General features: G+C 70.7%; 11 protein-coding genes. 1 reads left to right on the top strand and 10 read right to left on the bottom strand.

From position 1 onward, the window contains the following. Positions 1-18 precede the first annotated feature (18 nt). The 10 genes from gap to OG272_RS11740 form a co-directional block, all read right to left on the bottom strand. A complete protein-coding gene (gene gap / locus OG272_RS11695) occupies positions 19-1029 on the bottom strand; it encodes a type I glyceraldehyde-3-phosphate dehydrogenase (protein WP_326583609.1) in 1011 nt (336 codons plus the stop codon). A gap of 269 nt (positions 1030-1298) precedes the next feature. Then, positions 1299-4253, bottom strand: a complete 2955-nt coding sequence (locus tag OG272_RS11700; protein ID WP_405893235.1) for a M14 family zinc carboxypeptidase — start codon at positions 4251-4253, stop codon at positions 1299-1301. Between the two features lie 176 nt (positions 4254-4429). Then, complete coding sequence (gene whiA, locus OG272_RS11705) at positions 4430-5419, bottom strand: DNA-binding protein WhiA (protein ID WP_326583607.1); 990 nt, start codon at positions 5417-5419, stop codon at positions 4430-4432. Then, positions 5410-6480 carry a uridine diphosphate-N-acetylglucosamine-binding protein YvcK gene (gene yvcK, locus OG272_RS11710; protein ID WP_326583606.1) on the bottom strand — a complete coding sequence of 357 codons (1071 nt, stop codon included), beginning with the start codon at positions 6478-6480 and terminating at the stop codon, positions 5410-5412. Before yvcK ends, whiA begins: the two co-directional genes overlap by 10 nt. Then, positions 6477-7547 (bottom strand): RNase adapter RapZ, encoded by a 1071-nt coding sequence (rapZ, locus tag OG272_RS11715; protein ID WP_326583605.1) that lies wholly within the window; start codon positions 7545-7547, stop codon positions 6477-6479. Before rapZ ends, yvcK begins: the two co-directional genes overlap by 4 nt. Further along, positions 7544-9625: an excinuclease ABC subunit UvrC gene (gene uvrC / locus OG272_RS11720; RefSeq protein ID WP_327730268.1), complete on the bottom strand. Its 2082-nt coding sequence runs from the start codon at positions 9623-9625 to the stop codon at positions 7544-7546. Before uvrC ends, rapZ begins: the two co-directional genes overlap by 4 nt. An 83-nt stretch (positions 9626-9708) precedes the next feature. Beyond that, positions 9709-10380, bottom strand: coding sequence for a response regulator transcription factor (locus OG272_RS11725; protein ID WP_326583603.1), 672 nt, complete (start codon positions 10378-10380; stop codon positions 9709-9711). Between the two features lie 307 nt (positions 10381-10687). Continuing rightward, positions 10688-13375, bottom strand: coding sequence for a PAS domain S-box protein (locus OG272_RS11730; RefSeq protein ID WP_327732283.1), 2688 nt, complete (start codon positions 13373-13375; stop codon positions 10688-10690). Between the two features lie 135 nt (positions 13376-13510). Continuing rightward, complete coding sequence (locus tag OG272_RS11735) at positions 13511-14815, bottom strand: extracellular solute-binding protein (protein WP_326583602.1); 1305 nt, start codon at positions 14813-14815, stop codon at positions 13511-13513. A 98-nt stretch (positions 14816-14913) separates the two neighbouring features. Then, positions 14914-16308 (bottom strand): sugar ABC transporter substrate-binding protein, encoded by a 1395-nt coding sequence (locus tag OG272_RS11740; RefSeq protein WP_327730267.1) that lies wholly within the window; start codon positions 16306-16308, stop codon positions 14914-14916. A 204-nt stretch (positions 16309-16512) separates the two neighbouring features. Between OG272_RS11740 and OG272_RS11745 the strand changes: the two genes are divergently transcribed. Continuing rightward, positions 16513-16887, top strand: coding sequence for a response regulator transcription factor (locus tag OG272_RS11745; protein WP_327730266.1), 375 nt, complete (start codon positions 16513-16515; stop codon positions 16885-16887). The last annotated feature ends 91 nt before the right edge of the window (positions 16888-16978 follow it).

Genomic DNA, 16978 nt, shown 5'->3' on the forward strand with positions numbered 1-16978 from the left:
AGGTGCCTGCTCTGTCGGTCAGAGCTGGCCGCCGACGAAGACCGTGAGGTCGACGAGGCGGTTGGAGTAGCCCCACTCGTTGTCGTACCAGCCGAGGATCTTCACCGTGTTGCCCTCCTGGACCATGGTCAGGGAGGAGTCGAAGGTGCAGGAGGCCGGGTCGCTGACGATGTCCGAGGAGACGATCTCGTCCTCGGTGTAGGCCAGGTAGCCCTTGAGGTCGCCGTCCTCGGAGGCCTTCTTGAACGCGGCGTTGACCTCGTCCTTGGTGACCTCGCGCTGCAGCGTCACGACCAGGTCGGTGGCCGAGCCGGTCGGGACCGGGACGCGCATCGCGATGCCGTCCAGCTTGCCCTTGAGCTGCGGGAGGACCAGCGCGGTGGCCTTCGCGGCACCCGTGGTGGTCGGGATGATGTTCTCGGCGGCGGCGCGGGCGCGACGCAGGTCCGAGTGCGGGAAGTCCAGGATGCGCTGGTCGTTGGTGTACGCGTGGACCGTCGTCATCAGGCCCTTGACGATGCCGAAGTTCTCGTCGAGAACCTTGGCCATCGGCGCCACACAGTTGGTGGTGCAGGAGGCGTTGGAGATGACGTGGTGGTTCGCCGGGTCGTACTTGTCCTGGTTGACGCCCATCACGATGGTGATGTCCTCGTCCTTGGCCGGAGCCGAGATGAGGACCTTCTTGGCGCCGCCGGCGAGGTGCTTCCCGGCGTCGGCCTTCTTCGTGAAGATGCCGGTGGACTCGATGACGATGTCGACGCCCAGCTCGCCCCACGGGATGTCGGCGGGGTTGCGCTCGGAGAGGACCTTGATGGTGTGGCCGTCGACGGTGATCGTGTCGGCGGTGTGCGACACCTCGGCCTTGAGGCGGCCCAGGATGGTGTCGTACTTCAGGAGGTGTGCGGTGGTCGCGGTGTCACCCAGGTCGTTGACAGCCACGATCTCGATGTCAGCACCCTGCTCCAGCAGCGCGCGGAAGTAGTTACGACCGATGCGGCCAAAGCCGTTGATGCCTACGCGGATCGTCACGAACCGATCTCCTCGTTGGTACGCCGGCTCAGTGCCGGCGAGCTGTATGGGATGTCCCCGACCGCCTACGACCCTACCTCCCCGGCGCCCGTCGAGTGACATCGAGATGCCCTATACATGCCGGTGCGGTCCATACTCGCCAGTAGGGGTACGGACCGCCCTGGTTTTGCAAGGTGATTACCTTTTGAGCGGCCCCCCGATCATCTGATTTCAGACGTCCGGAGGGCCGCTCACGAGGCTTTTTCTCAGCCGTTCGGCGCAGCCGGCTCTCAGTTCCTCAGAGCCGCCAGCGCCTTGCCGAGCAGTGCCTTGCGGTCGGCCGCCGCGGGGACCTGCTCCAGACCGAAGCCCAGCAGCACGGTGTCGTCCGTGGTGACGGCGCCGTAGGTCTTGAACAGTTCACCCGACAGGCCCCAGTCCTTCACGACCGCCGGGCTGCCCGCGGGCGGTCCGGGGGTGCTCCAGGCACCGAGCGACGTCTCGAAGCCCTCGATCGCGCCGGCCGTGCCGCCGATGACCACGGTGGCGTTGTCGGCGAGGACGCCGCGACCGCCGGAACCGGGGTCGGTGACATAGCTGAGCGACACCTCGACCTTCTTGCCGGCGTACGCGGACAGGTCGAACTCGACCTGCTGCCAGCCGTCCGAGGCCCCGGTGAAGCTGTTCCAGGAGCCGCTGGTGCCGCTGGGCGTGCAGCCCCCGGAGCCCAGGGTCAGGTACCGCTTCAGTGCCGGGTGGCCCTGGATGAAGTACCCGGCCTCGCACTCGACGGGCACGGTGGTGGAGGTGGCGCCGCCGGCCTCCGGCAGCGTCGTCCAGTCGTCCGCCCCGGCCGTGTGCGCCTCCAGAAGGGCGTGGTCGTAGCCCTCCTCGGTGCTCCACAGGAGCTGGGTGCGCAGGGTGGGCTTGTCGGCCGCGCCCACCGAGGTGAGGTCGATGGTGCGGGTGAGGCGGTTCCAGGCGTAGTCGGTGTGCGTGGCGGCCGCCATGGACGCGCCCTCGTACGGGCCGTACGGGTTGACGGTCCCGGGGTACTGGCCCGCGCCTTCGCTCGCGAACTGCGGGAACGTCTCCACGGGCAGGGCGTCCGAGGTGACGCCGAACGATCCGGCGGTGTTCAGCGGGTTGCCGGGCGCGTCGCCGAGCGCTCCGGTGAAGCCGTCGAGCTTGGCGAGACCCGCGAAGGCGGTCGCGTTCGGCAGGGAGGTACGGCTGTAGGCGCCCAGGTAGTACTGGCTGAAGTCGTTCGACAGGGTGCCGCCGCCGAGGTCGACGGCGCCGCCGGCGCTCTCGCCCGCCTCGATCAGCTTGCCGCCCTCGTTGAGATAGGCACGCAGTTCGAGCTGGGTGGCGACGCCCGGCCGGACGGCGCCCGTGTAGTGCACGACGGTCTTGAAGTGCTTCAGTACGCCGAGCGCGTCGGGCGCGCCGAGGGTCGCGACGTCCCAGACGAGCGCCTTCTTGCCGTTGGCCTTCAGCGCGTCGACGTAGGCCTGTGTCTGGGTCGCGGTCGCGCCCTCCTCGGCGACGACGAGGGTGTCGGCCTTGGGGCGTTCGGCGATCGTGTACGTGAAGCGCTCGCTGGTGGTGGGTCTGCCGCTCTTCGTCTCGCCGGTGAACCAGATCTCGACCTTGTCGCCCGGCTCGCCGTCCTGCACCTTGGCCCGGTACTCGTCGAACCAGAGGTTGTCCTCACCGCCGAACGTCTCGCCGCCCTTCCAGGCCTTGAGCGTCTGGTCGTACGTAGGGCCGCGGCCGTTGATCCGGTACTTCAGCTCCTTGTCGCGCACCGACTTGCGGGCCACGACGGAGATCTCCTGGTCGGCGCCGCGCGAGTACGACGTGGTGAAGCCGGCCGGGGTGAAGTCGGGGGCGTCGACGCCGACCGAGGACTTCGGCTGGTCGGGCTTGACGGCGGACTCGGCGACGGAGAGCGCGAACGGGATGTTCTTCTCGAACTCCTGCTTGATCAGCTTCTCGTCGTCCGGGAACGTGAAGACGGAGGCGCAGTCCTCGGGCTTCCAGGCGTCGTCCGGGTCGATGCCCGACACGGTCTGGCAGGTCGACATCTCGGGGGTGAACATCGCCGTGCCGTTGACGTTGGACGCGTGACCGTCCGCCTCGCCGTTGGTCGTGTACAGCTCGGAGGAGAGCTGGGGGTGGTAACCGGGGACCGCGGGGTTCTCCGGGGTGCCGGCCAGCGACTTGTAGAGCACGTCGTCCGGGGTGGGGCTGGCCACCTGCCAGCCGACCCCGTAGAGGATGAGTTCGGCGGCCGAGTGGTAGTTGATGCCGTACTCGAAGCCGATGCGCCTCTCGAAGGCGTCCAGGGCCTTTGTCTCGGGCTCCGAGTTCGGGCCGCCGCCGCGGTAGGTCTCACTGGTGGGGAACGGGGACGAGCCCTCGTTGTCGTAGCCCCACTTGTAGGCGAAGTTGCGGTTGAGGTCGACGCCGTCGCCGACGGTGATGGCACCGTCGCCGTTGACGTCCCGCACGTTCTTGCGCCACTGGCGGTTGGCGGCGTCCCGGTGCGTGAAGTCGTAGCCGTCCGGGTTGGCGGAGATCACGAACCACAGCTCGGTGGTGTCGACGATCTTCTTGATCCGCTTGTCCGTCTTGTAGTTGTCCAGGTAGTGGTGCATCAGGCGCCGGGTCATCTCCGGCGTGATCCACTCACGCGCGTGCTGGTTGGACATGTACAGCACGGAGGGCTTGGCGCCGTCCTTGGTCTTCTTCGCGTTCTTGGTCAGCTTGAGCGCGAGGATGTCCTGGCCCTGGAGGGACTTGCCGAGGGAGACCACCTTGGTCAGGGACGGGTTCTCCTGCCCCGTCCGGACGATCTCCTCCTTGATGTTGCCCGCACCGCTGTAGGGCCGGTAGACCCCGTCGCCGGCGGCGGCCACACGCGCCTCCGCCTTGCTGGTGAGCCGGTGCTCCTTCAGCTCGACGCCCTGCCCCTCCAAGGCGTCCGCCTGCTTGTCGGTGAGGTAGACCTCGACCGACGCGGTGCCCTTCTCCGGCGCCTGCTCGCTGAGTTCGTGACCGTCCTGCCCGGCCGCGAGCAGCAGCGGTATCTGCTTCTTCGTCACCTCGGCGCGGAAGACCTTGACCTCCTCCGCCTCGGCACCGTCGTTCTCGGCCGCCTGGGCGAGCGGCGCCAGTCCCGCGCCTCCGCCCAGCAGGAGCGCGCCCGCGGCGAGGATCGATCTCGCTCTTCGTCTCATGAGCCCCCCTTGCAGTGGTTCGCCACAGCGGCGAACAGACGCCAGGCTCATGTCAGACATGGGTCACGTCAAGGGTGCCTCACCGGCCATCCACGGAATTCACACGGACATACGAAAGCCGGTGCCGACGGCCCCTCAAGTGGGCGTCGGCACCGGCGAGTTGACCTGGTGTCCTGTCACCCCACCAGGTTCTCGGCCATCTCCTCGGTGATGCTGGACTCGGTGCTCGGGATGCCGAGGTCCGACGCACGCTTGTCGGCCATGGCGAGCAGCCGGCGGATCCGGCCCGCGACGGCGTCCTTGGTGAGCGGCGGGTCGGCGAGCGCGCCCAGCTCCTCCAGGGATGCCTGCTTGTGCTCCATGCGCAGCCGTCCGGCGGCCGCGAGGTGCTCGGGGACGTCGTCGGCGAGGATCTCCAGGGCGCGGCCCACGCGGGCGCCGGCGGCGACGGCGGCACGGGCCGAGCGGCGCAGGTTGGCGTCGTCGAAGTTGGCGAGCCGGTTGGCGGTGGCCCGGACCTCGCGGCGCATCCGCCGCTCCTCCCACGCCAGCACGGACTCATGGGCACCCAGGCGGGTCAGGAGCGCGCCGATCGCGTCCCCGTCCCGTACGACGACCCGGTCCACGCCCCGTACCTCGCGGGCCTTCGCCCCGATCGACAGCCGGCGGGCGGCGCCGACCAGTGCGAGAGCCGCCTCCGGGCCCGGGCAGGTCACCTCCAGGGAGGACGAGCGGCCGGGCTCGGTGAGCGAGCCGTGGGCCAGGAACGCGCCGCGCCAGGCCGCCTCGGCGTCACAGGTGGCCCCGGAGACGACCTGCGGAGGCAGGCCGCGGATCGGGCGGCCCCGGCCGTCCACCAGACCGGTCTGCCGGGCCAGCTGGTCACCGCCCGCGACCACCCGGACGACGTAACGCGAACCCCGGCGCAGTCCGCCGGGTGCCATCACGATCAGTTCGGAACTGTGGCCGAAGATCTCCAGGATGTCCCGCTTGAGTCTGCGGGCCGCCATCGCGGTGTCCAGCTCCGCCTCGATCACGATGCGTCCGCTCACCAGGTGCAGCCCGCCCGCGAACCGCAGGATCGCCGAGACCTCCGCCTTTCTGCAGCAGGTCCGGGTGACGGGTAGCCGGGAGATCTCGTCCTTCACCGCTGCCGTCATCGCCATGGGCCGATCCTTCCATGCATCCGAAAAATACGGTCGTACGCGGCGGCCAACAGCTCCGGGTCGTGCCGCGGAGATCCATCGGTCCGGGCCACCGGCGCCAGCTCGACCGCGGCCCCGAACCGTTTGGCGGCGTCGGTCAGGGAATCGCGGTCGGGCACGGCGGCCTCGTCGGCCAGCACCACGTCCAGGGCGAGTTTAGGGGCGTGTCGTGCCAAAACCTCCAAATGACGCTGCGGGGAGAAGCCATCGGTTTCTCCCGGCTGCGGGGCGAGGTTCAGTGACAGCACGAGTCGGGCCTTGGTCTCGGTGAGGGCGTCGAGCAGTTCGGGCACGAGCAGGTGCGGGATCACCGAGGAGAACCAGGAGCCCGGGCCGAGGACCACCCAGTCGGCGTCGCGGACCGCCGCCACGGCCTCGGGCACGGCGGGCGGGTCGTGCGGCACGACGTGCACGGACTGCACCTCGCCGGGGGTGAGCGCGACGGTCGCCTGCCCCCGGACGGTGTCGACGTCGTCCGGGCGCGCCGGATCGTGCCCCTTGACCAGGGCCTGGAGCTCCAGCGGTACGGCCGACATGGGCAGCACCCGGCCCTGGGCGCCCAGGAGCCGGCCGACGAGGTCGAGGGCCTGGACATGGTCGCCGAGCTGTTCCCACAGGGCGACGATCAGCAGATTGCCGACCGCGTGTTCGTGCAGGTCGCCCTGGGACTGGAAGCGGTGCTGGATGACGCGGGCCCAGGTCTGGCCCCAGTCGTCGTCGCCGCACAGCGCGGCCAGCGCCTTGCGCAGGTCGCCGGGCGGCAGAACGCCCAGCTCGTCGCGGAGGCGTCCGCTGGAGCCTCCGTCGTCGGCCACGGTGACGACGGCGGTGAGGTCGCCGGTGATCCGGCGCAGGGCGGCGAGCGAGGCGGACAGGCCCATGCCCCCGCCGAGCGCGACGACCTTGGGCTGGGCGCCCCGGCGGCGCGGCTTGGCCCCGCGGGCCTCGGCGGGCTGGCCCGCGCGGCCCTCGGGGGTGACGCGGCGCAGTCTGCCCAACCGCAGAGCAGCACGTCCGGTCACTCGCGCCCCATGTCACGGTGCACGACCACGGTCTCGACGCCCTGGGAGGCGAGGCGGGCGGCGAGCTTCTCGGAGGTGGCGACCGAGCGGTGCTTGCCGCCGGTGCAGCCGACCGCGATGGTCACATACCGCTTGCCCTCGCGGCGATAACCGGCGGCGATCATCTGGAGCAGCTCGGTGTAGCGGTCGAGGAACTCCTTGGCGCCGGGCTGGTTGAAGACGTACGCGGAGACCTCCTCGTTGAGGCCGGTGTACGGGCGCAGCTCCGGGACCCAGTGCGGGTTGGGCAGGAAGCGCATGTCCACGACCAGGTCGGCGTCGACCGGGAGGCCGTACTTGAAGCCGAAGGACATGACGGTGGCCCGCAGCTCGGGCTCCTCGTCGCCGGCGAACTGGGCGTCCATCTTGGCGCGCAGCTCGTGCACGTTCAGGCTGGAGGTGTCGATGACCAGGTCGGCGTCGCCGCGCAGCTCGCGCAGCAGCTCCCGCTCGGCGGCGATGCCGTCGGTGATGCGGCCGTCGCCCTGGAGGGGGTGCGGGCGGCGCACCGACTCGAAGCGGCGCACCAGGGCGTCGTCGGAGGACTCCAGGAAGACGATCCGCCGGGTGACGTGCTTCGTCTCCAGGTCGGCGAGGGAGTCACGGAGATTGTCGAAGAAGCGGCGGCCGCGGACGTCGACGACGACCGCGATCCGGGCCACGTTCCCCTGGGAGCGGGCGCCGAGCTCCACCATGGTGGGGATCAGCGCGGGTGGCAGGTTGTCGACGACGAACCAGCCGAGGTCCTCCAGACACTTGGCGGCCGTGGACCGTCCGGCGCCGGACATGCCGGAGATGATGACCAGCTCGGGGATGGCCGCCTCGGGGACCCCGGCTGTTTCGATGCCCGTACTCACGTGTGCTCCGTCTTCCTGTGGCGCTGGGTGCTGCGGGGTATCGTCGCCCGCCGCGCTGTGGGCTTCCCCGCGCTCCGCTGTGTGCTCGTGGTGCTGTTCTTCTGGACGCGCCGAGCGCTCCGGGAGTTCTGGGTGCTCCGGGCGTTCGGGACGCTCTTGGTGCTCGGTCATGTCTCCTGCCCTCGCCGCCGGTCCGGGGAACCCGCGGCCACGGGCTCCCCAGAGGGGTCCGCCGTCGTACCGGGCTCCTCTTCCTCCATGATCTCTCCAGTGGCCGTGTTCACTGCGGGTGCGGCCGGAGCCGCCTGGGCGAGGGCCACGGCGATCGTCTCGGCCGTCTTGCGGCCTATGCCGGGAACCTCGCAGATCTGGTCGATCGTCGCGGAACGCAGCTTCTTCAGGGAGCCGAAGTGCTTCAGCAGTGCCTGCTTGCGAGCCTCGCCGAGCCCGGCCACCTCGTCCAAGGGGCTCGCCCGGAAACGCTTGGCCCGTTTGGTCCGCTGGTAGGTGATGGCGAAGCGGTGGGCCTCGTCGCGGACGCGCTGGAGCAGATAGAGGCCCTCGCTGGTGCGGGGCAGGATCACCGGGTCGTCCTCGCCGGGCACCCAGACCTCCTCCAGGCGCTTGGCGAGGCCGCACACGGCGATGTCGTCGATGCCCAGCTCGTCGAGCGCCCGCCGCGCGGCGGCCACCTGCGGCTGCCCACCGTCGACGACGACGAGCTGGGGCGGGTAGGCGAACCGCTTGGGACGGCCGTCGTCGTCCCTTGCACCGATCGCGGGAGCGCCGAGACCGTCGCCGGCGTCACCGGGCCCGGCGGAGTCGTCCTCCACCCACTCGCCGGTCTTCTCCTTCTCCGCGAGATACCGCCGGAAGCGGCGGGTGATGACCTCGTGCATGGAACGGACGTCGTCCTGGCCCTCGAAGCCCTTGATCTGGAAGCGGCGGTACTCGCTCTTGCGGGCCAGCCCGTCCTCGAAGACGACCATGGAGGCCACGACGTCGTCGCCCTGGAGGTGGGAGATGTCGTAGCACTCGATCCTGAGAGGGGCGCTGTCCAGGTCGAGGGCCTCGGCGATCTCCTCCAGCGCGCGGGAGCGGGTGGTGAGGTCGGAGGCGCGCTTGGTCTTGTGCAGGACGAGGGACTGCTGGGCGTTGCGCGCGACGGTCTCCATGAGCGCCTTCTTGTCGCCGCGCTGCGGGATGCGCAGGGAGACCTGGGCCCCTCGGCGCCCGGTGAGCCACTCCTGGACGGGCCCCACGGGGTCGGGCAGCGCCGGGACGAGGACCTCCTTGGGCACGGAGTCGCCGGTCTCCTCGCCGTACAGCTGCTGAAGCGCGTGTTCGACGAGGTCACCGGTGGTGACGGCCTCGACCTTGTCGGTGACCCAGCCGCGCTGACCGCGCACCCGTCCGCCGCGTACGTGGAAGATCTGGACGGCCGCCTCCAGCTCGTCCTCGGCGACCGCGATCAGGTCGGCGTCGGTCGCGTCGGCGAGCACGACCGCGTTCTTCTCCATGGCCTTCTTCAGGGCCTCGATGTCGTCGCGCAGCCGGGCGGCCCGCTCGTACTCCATCTCCTCGGCCGCGTCCGTCATCCGCTTCTCGAGGCGACGGATGTACGTGCCCGTGCGCCCCGCCATGAAGTCGCTGAACTCGTCGGCCAGTTCGCGGTGGTCCTCGGCGGAGATCCGCTCGACGCAGGGGGCCGAGCACTTGCCGATGTAGCCGAGCAGACAGGGCCGCCCCGTGCGGGCCGCGTTCTTGAACACTCCGGCCGAGCAGGTGCGCACGGGAAAGACGCGCAGCAGCAGATCGACCGTGTCCCGGATCGCCCACGCGTGCGCGTACGGCCCGAAATAGCGGACGCCCTTCTTCTTGTGACCGCGCATCACCTGCACGCGCGGGTACTGCTCGTTCATCGTGACCGCGAGGTACGGGTAGCTCTTGTCGTCGCGGTACTTGACGTTGAACCGGGGGTCGAACTCCTTGATCCAGGAGTACTCCAGCTGAAGCGCCTCGACCTCCGTGGACACCACGGTCCACTCCACGGAGGCGGCCGTGGTGACCATCGAGCGGGTGCGCGGGTGGAGGCCGGCCAGGTCCTGGAAGTAGTTGGCCAGGCGCTGGCGCAGGCTCTTCGCCTTCCCGACGTAGATCACCCGCCGGTGCTCGTCACGGAACTTGTACACCCCGGGAGAGTCCGGAATCTGCCCCGGACTGGGGCGGTAGCTGGAGGGATCGGCCATGCTCCACACCCTACTGGCGCCCGCCGACATCGCGGGGGGCCCGCACCCCCGCAGGGGCGCGGGGCCGTCTCGGGACCGAGCCCTCAGCGCGTCTCCAGGAACGTCAGCACGGCCAGCACCCGCCGATGATCATCCGGCTCCTCGGGCAACCGCAGCTTCCCCAGGATGCTCCGCACATGCTTCTCGACCGTCCCCTCGGTGACCCACAGCCGACGACCGATCCCGGCGTTGGACCGCCCCTCGGCCATCAGGCCGAGAACCTCCCGCTCGCGATTGCTGAGCATCGACAGCGGGTCGTCACGACGCTGCGCGGCCACCAGCTCCTGCACCAGCGACGGATCGACCACCGACCCACCCCGGCGGATGCGGTCGAGGGTCTCCAGGAACTCGTCGACGACGGTGATCCGGCTCTTGAGCAGGTAGCCGATGGCGCGCCCCCCGGCCAGCAGCTCCAAGGCGTCCTCGACCTCGACGAAGGCCGACAGGACCAGGATCCCGACCGACGGATACCGCTCCCGGATGGTGCTGGCCGCCTTCAGCCCCTCGGTGGACTGCGTGGGCGGCATCCGGATGTCGACGATCGCGATGTCCGGGAGCTCGGTCTCCACCAGCTCCATGAGCCCGGCGGCGTCGCCGGCCTGCCCGGCCACCTCGTAGCCGACGCGCTCGCAGAGGCTCGCCAGCCCCTCCCGCAGGAGCACGTCGTCGTCCGCGAGCACCACCCGCCCGCGCACCGGATGCTGATCGGCCTGCATGGTCTCGGTCTCCCCCTTGCCCGACCTGTCCCGTTCGTCCCAACAGCCTGCCCGAACACGGGTCTTACGGCTAGCAGGAAGCCTAGTTGGGGGCGGGCCATGAAGACACCTGGACGTTTGCCCGCAATGCTCGGAGAAGTGCAGCCGCGGGTGGACCGACGCCTCAAACACGAGACGGCGAGACATCCGCCTGCCCCAGAGCCGGACGGCCGTCTCCGCCGTCCGATTCGACCGCCCGGAACGTACGCCCGTACCGGGGCCCGGACTCCCCCCTTTGAACGGGCCTCACCGCGTACGCTTCGGGCGGTCACGTACGCGGCAGTGCTACCGCCTCGGCCTCGTCCGGCGGCGTCAGCGGCAGGCGCACGGTCAGCGTCGTACCGCTGCCGGGAGGGCTGGCGAGCGTCAACCTGCCGCCGATCGCCTCCACCCGGTCGATGAGCCCGATCAGGCCCGAACCCTTGTCGGGTTCCGCTCCCCCGACGCCGTCGTCGCGGATGACCAGCTCCAGGACGCCCGAGCGCTCCGCGGCCGCCACGGTCACCACCGTCGCGCGCGCGTGCTTGACGGCGTTGGTGAGGCTCTCGGAGGTGACGTAGTACGCGGCCACCTCGACCTGTTCCGGGAAGCGGGCGCGGGTGAACCCGAGGTCGAGTTCCACGGGGATGGCGGCGCGGCGGGCCAGAGCACGCAGGGCGGGGCCCAGGCCGCCCTTGGAGAGGACGGACGGGTGGATGCCCCGGGCCACCTGGAGCAGGTCCTGGAAGGCGTCGTCGAGGCCCTTGGCCAGATGGTCGAGCCGCTGGGCGAGTTCCGAGGAGGGGTCCTCCACCAGGGTCTCGGTCATCCGCAGCTCCAGCTGGAGGGAGACCAGGCGCTGCTGGACGCCGTCGTGCAGATCGCGTTCGATGCGCCGCCGGGAGGCGTCCCCGGCGGCGACCACGCGCGCGCGAGAGGCGGTCAGCTGGTCGCGGCTGTCGGCGTTGGCGATCGCGGTGGCGATCAGTTCGGTGAAGTCGACGAGCCGGGACTCGGTGCCCTCGGGCAGCGGATCGAGCAGCGAGGCCGCCACGACGGCTCCCCACAGCCGGCCCTCGACCACGATGGGGGCACCCACCGAGGTGTCCGACCGGGCGGCGCCCCCGGTCCGGGCCACCTCCTCGATCGCCTTGCGGGCCGCCTCCCGACGCGTCGTACGGGCGGCCTCGGCGGTCGCGTCCACGCGCGCGTGCGCGATCCCCAGGACCTTGACGCTGCCGTCGGGCTCGTACCGCAGGACGGCCGCGGCCGTCCCCAGCAGGGATCCCACTTCCTCGGCCACCTTCCCGAACACCTCGGACGGCGGCACGCCGCGCGCGACCGCGGTGGCGACCCGGCGCAGCGCGCTCTGTTCGAGCGCGGCCCGGCGGCTCTCGGTGACGTCGCGGGCGGCGGCGTAGATGAGACCCTCCCGGGGGACCGGCCGGGCGCTCCACTGCAGCCAGCGCTCGGTGCCGTCGGCGCGGATGTACCGGTTCTCGAACTCGGCGACCTCGGCGCCGCCCGCCAGCAGCGCGATGGCTTCGCAGGTGCTGTCCCGGTCGTCCTCGTGGACGAATTCCACGAGCGGCCGGGAGGTCAGCGTCTCGATCGGATAGCCCAGGGTGCGTTCGAAGGCCGGGTTGACGCGCTTGAAGTAGCCGTCGACGCCGCTGATGCAGAGCAGGTCCAGGGAGAGGTTGAAGATGCCCTCCAGCTCCTGTTCGGCCCGTCTGCGCCGGCCGTGGGCGGCGGCGAAGGACGCCATGGTGCCGTTCATGCCGCCCAGCAGCTGGGCCCAGGTGCCGTCGAAGGAGTCGACGTCGGCCCGGTGTCCGAGCCGGCCCGCGTCGATCGCCGTGTTCATGTCCCGGATCTCGCCGGCCAGCCGTTCACTGGTCACCCGCAGCTCGCGGAACGTGTCGGCGACGTCGCCGAGTTCGTCGCGTCCCGCGTAGCGGATGTCGTACGAGAGGTCGCCGTCCGACAGGGCGCGGGCGCCCTCGGAGACCTGGCCGAGGGGGCGGGTGATCGAGCGGCGCAGGGCCAGCGCGAGGAGGGTGACGAGTGCCAGGACGCCGAGGGAGACGGCAAGTTCGGTGACGGCCTGGGTCCGGGTGGCGCGCAGGTCGCGGTGCGCGATGGCGTCGAGTTCGCGGGCGGCCCGGTCCTGGATGCCGCGCAGCGCGTCCACGTAGTCCTCGGAGTCGCTGAGCCAACTGTCGTACGAGGGCCGGTCGGCGGGCCGGGAGGCGGTGTCGGCGAGCAGGTCGCGGGCCTTGCGGACGGCGCGTCCGGGGGCCTGGAAGATCGCGGTGTGCAGTTCGGCGTTCAGCTCGTCCGAGGCTGTCTGCTGGAAGGCCCTGAGCTGGGCCTTCTCCAGTTCGGTCCAGCGGCCCGCGGCGGCGGTGGTCCGCCCCTCGCCGGGTGTGTGGAAGACGATGGCGAGTTCCGCCCGTTCGCTCTCGGCGGCGGCGGTGGCCCGCAGCATCGCGATGTGGGCGTCGGCCGCGCGGCCCGAGGCCCTGGTGGGACGGCCGGACTCGAGGGCGGCGACTATGTCGAGCACTTTGTTCTCGATGACCTCGTACCGCTGGGTCACGGCTTGCGCGTCCAGCGAGCCGGTGCCCGTCTGGACCCGCAGGGCGTGCAGTTGGCGGCGTACGGCGTCGAGGACCCCGGCGACGTCGGGCTCCGGCTGCCGTTCGACGGCTTCCCCGAAGGCCCGCCGCAGCGCGTCGTCGGTGATCCGCTGGGCCTCCGACCGGCCGCGCAGCGTGTCCGGTTCGGCGCTGAGCCGGGCCTCGACCGCGGCGATCCGCTCGCGGGCTATGGCGCCTGCGACCTCGCTGGTCACGAACGACACCTCGATCGCGGTGTCGAAGTCGCGCAGGGTCCGCGCCTCCTCCCACTGGGGCACGGCGGCGAGCGCGGTGAAGGCCAGCAGGACGGTGACCGGCAGCAGGACGAGCAGCATCAGCTTGGGGCCGACGCGCAGCCGTGCCAGGAACGGGACGCTGCCCACGGTCGCGGCGCGGCGGCGGACTCGCCCCGCGGAGGGACGCGGGGAGGGGACTCGTCCGCGAGGCGGTGGGCGGAGCACGGCAGGACCTCACGGTCCGGTCGGGGGGTAGTGCCCGTGGTCCGCCAGATCCTTGTCGACGGCACGCACCGCCTCGTCCAGGGCGGGCTTCACGGCCGCTCCCCGCATGATCTTCGCGAACGCCCCGGCGAAGGCCTCGGTGATCGCCGGGTAGGCGGGGGTCTGGGGCCGGGGGCGGGCGGCGCCGTCGCGCAGTTGTTCTATGTAGAGGCGTCCGGGGCCGCCCTCGGCGAACGCGTCGGTGCGTTCGATCGCGGTGCCGGTGGCGGGTATCCCGCCGTTGACGTCGGTCATCCGCAGGATTTCGTCGGGGCGCAGCAGGAAAGCCAGGAAGCGCCACACGGCGTCGCCGTCGGCCGCGCCCGCGGGGACGCCCCACTGCCAGGAACCCATCCCGGTCGCGCTGCCCGTGCCGAAGTCGGGCAGCGGCACGATCGCCACGTCGCCCGGGTGGGCCTCGCTGAACTCGCCGTACCTCCAGTGGCCGTTCCAGGACACGGGACTTCTGCCCTTCTGGAAGGCCCCAAGGTCCTCGTTCGCGTCCACATACCCCGCCTTCACCCAGCCCTGCAGCGTCGTCAGCGCCTCGACCGACCGCGGCCCGTTGAGGACGCCGTCGGCCGTTCGGTAGGTGGAGCGTTCGATCAGGTCGCCGCCCGCCGACCACACGACCGGCGCGAAGCCGTACGTTCCCCATTCGGTGCCGGCCCACGGCATCTGGAGGTCCAGCGGCCTCTCGTAGCCCAGGGCGCGCAGCTTCTTCAGGATGCCGGTGAACTCGTCGGCGGTCCAGGCGTCGCCGATGCCCTTCGGGACGCGTACGCCCGCCTTCTTCAGCACCGACGGCCGTACGTACAGACCGAGTCCGGAGTCGAACGTGCCCAGGCCCCACAGCCTGCCCCGGTAGGTGCCCTGTTCGAGGACGGAGGGGAGCAGGTCCGCGCGCAGGGACTCCGGGACGCAGGAGTCGATCGGCCGGAGCTCGCCGGCCCAGGCGTGGCTGAACAGTTTCGGGGCGTCGAAGTCGAGCAGGTCGGGCAGTTCGCCGTCGGCGGCCGCCGTACGGACCAGGTCGCCGTAGTCGCCCTCGGGGAGGCGGACGAGTCGGACCGTCACGTCGTCCTGGGAGGTGTTGAAGGCCCGAACCTGGGCCCGCACGGCCTCCAGTTCACCGCGCGCCGACGGCTCGTGGAACCACATCGTGATCTGTGCGGGGGCGTCGATCCGCCCGTCGCAGGTCGCGTCGGAGCCCCGCCGGGTGTTCTCGCCGCCGTCGTCCCCGCCCGCGTCGCAGCCCGAGAACAGCAGGGCCATGCAGAGCAGAAGGGCCGACCGGGCACGGCGGGGTGTCCTCGAAACGCTGCGCCGGCCGGGCGCCCGGGGAGTGCTTGGCCGGGGTCCGGCGGCGCGGGTCACGGCCCGCTCTTCGGGTAACCGTCGTGGGCGGCGAGATCCTGGTCGATTGCCTCGACCGCCTCGTCCAGCGTCTTCTTCGCGGGCGCTCCCGAGAAGACGACGTCGGCGACCGCCTGCGAGAAGGCGACGGTGACCGACGGGTACGCCGGTGTCTGTGGCCTGGGCCGGGCGGTCCCACTGCGCAACTGCTCGATGAACAACCGCTCCGCGCCGTCCTCGTCGTACCGAGGGGACAGCTTCACGGCCCCCTCCGTCGCCGGGATCGCGCCGTTGGCCTCGCTCATCCTGGCCACCTGCTCGGGCCGCAACAGGTACTCCAGGAAGCGCCAGACCGCGTCGCCGTCGGCGCCCCCGGAGGGGATGCCCCACTGCCAGGAACCCATTCCGGTGACGGTACCCGTGCCGAAGTCGGGCAGCGGCACGATCGCCACGTCGCCGGGGTGCGCCTCGCTGAACTCGCCGTACCTCCAGTGCCCCATCCAGGAGATGGGGCTGCGGCCCTTCACGAACGCGCTCCTGTCCTTCTCCTCGTCCCTGTCGACATATCCCTCCTCCACCCAGCGCTGCATGGTGGTGAGCGCCCCGACGGACTCCGGGCCGTTGAGGAACCCGTCGGCCGTGCGGAACTCCTCGGGGTCGATGAGGTCGCCGCCCGCCGACCACACGGCCGGCGCGAAGGCGTAGGTGTTCCACTCGTCGGCGAGCTTGGAGTCGGTGAAGTTCAGGTCGAGCGGCGCCTCGTAGCCCTCCGCGCGCAGCTTGCGCAGGATCTTCGTCAGCTCGTCGGCGGTCCAGGCGTCGTCGACGCCCTTCGGCACCCGGACCCCGGCCTTCTTCAGCACCGACGGCCGTACGTACAGGCCGAGTCCGGAGTCGAACGTGCCGACTCCCCAGAACCGCTTGTCGTACGTGCCCTGTTCACGGATGGAGGGGAGCAGGTCGCTGCGGATCCTCGCGGGGACGCAGGAGTCGATCGGCTTGAGGGTGCCGGACCAGGCGTAGCTGTAGAGGTTCGGGCCGTCGAAGTCGAGCAGGTCGGGCAGGTCGCCGCTGGCCGCCGCGGACAGCACGAGTTCGGTGTACGGACGCTGCTCGGGCAGGGTGACCAACTCGACCCGCACCTGCCGCTGGGACCTGTTGAACTCCTTGACCTGGCTCTTCAGCGTGGTCTGTTCGCCGCTCTGCCCCGCGTGGAACCACATCGTGATGTGGGCGGTGCCGTCGATCCTCCCGTCGCAGGTCGTGTCGCCGGCCGCCTTGCCCTCCTCGTCCGCCCGGCCGTCGTCGTCACCGCCACCGCACCCGGCCAGGAGCAGCGCGGCCACCGCCGCGCCCGACACCAGTCCACGGCGAACGGGACGTCTTCCCAGGTCCCGGCGTTGCGTCTTCATCGCACACCCCCACTCGACCGGACGGCACGGCCCCCGGAGCAGCGACATGCTACTCGCCGTGTCGCGTTCGATTCCCTGGGTGAGAGTGAACCCGTTGATCCGGCACAGGACCGCAGCACATTCCGGCTGACGGGAATCCGGCGGCGCCGACACTTTCCCGCTAGCCGGAATGTGCGCCCATGACCACCTTGGGAGGCTGTCACCATGTCCATGCGCTGTCTCCTCGTCGATGACAGTGCCCGGTTCCTGGAGGCTGCCCGTACGCTGCTGGAACGCGACGGGATCCGCGTCGTCGGCGTGGCCTCCACGGGCGCGGAGGCGCTGGCACGGGCCGTGGAACTGGCCCCGGATCTCGTCCTGTTGGACATCGATCTCAACGGCGAGAGCGGGCTGGACCTCGCGCCGAGGCTCGCGCGCACCGCCGCGTCCGTCATCATCCTGACCTCCACACACCCGCTGGACGACATGCAGGAACTGGTCGCCGCCAGCCCCGCCCGGGGTTTTCTGCACAAGTCGAAGCTCTCGGGACAGGCCCTTCGGAACCTGCTGGGGCCTGATCACGGGTCCCCGGCGCAGTGAGGATCTTGCCGTTGGTGTCCGGCCATGTCACGCGTCAGGTGTTGTCGGGACTTGGTCAACACGCTTCAATGCGGAGGAACCCGGGGCAAGG

This window comes from Streptomyces sp. NBC_00104 (genome assembly GCF_045160825.1).
Classification (GTDB): Bacteria; Actinomycetota; Actinomycetes; order Streptomycetales; family Streptomycetaceae; genus Streptomyces.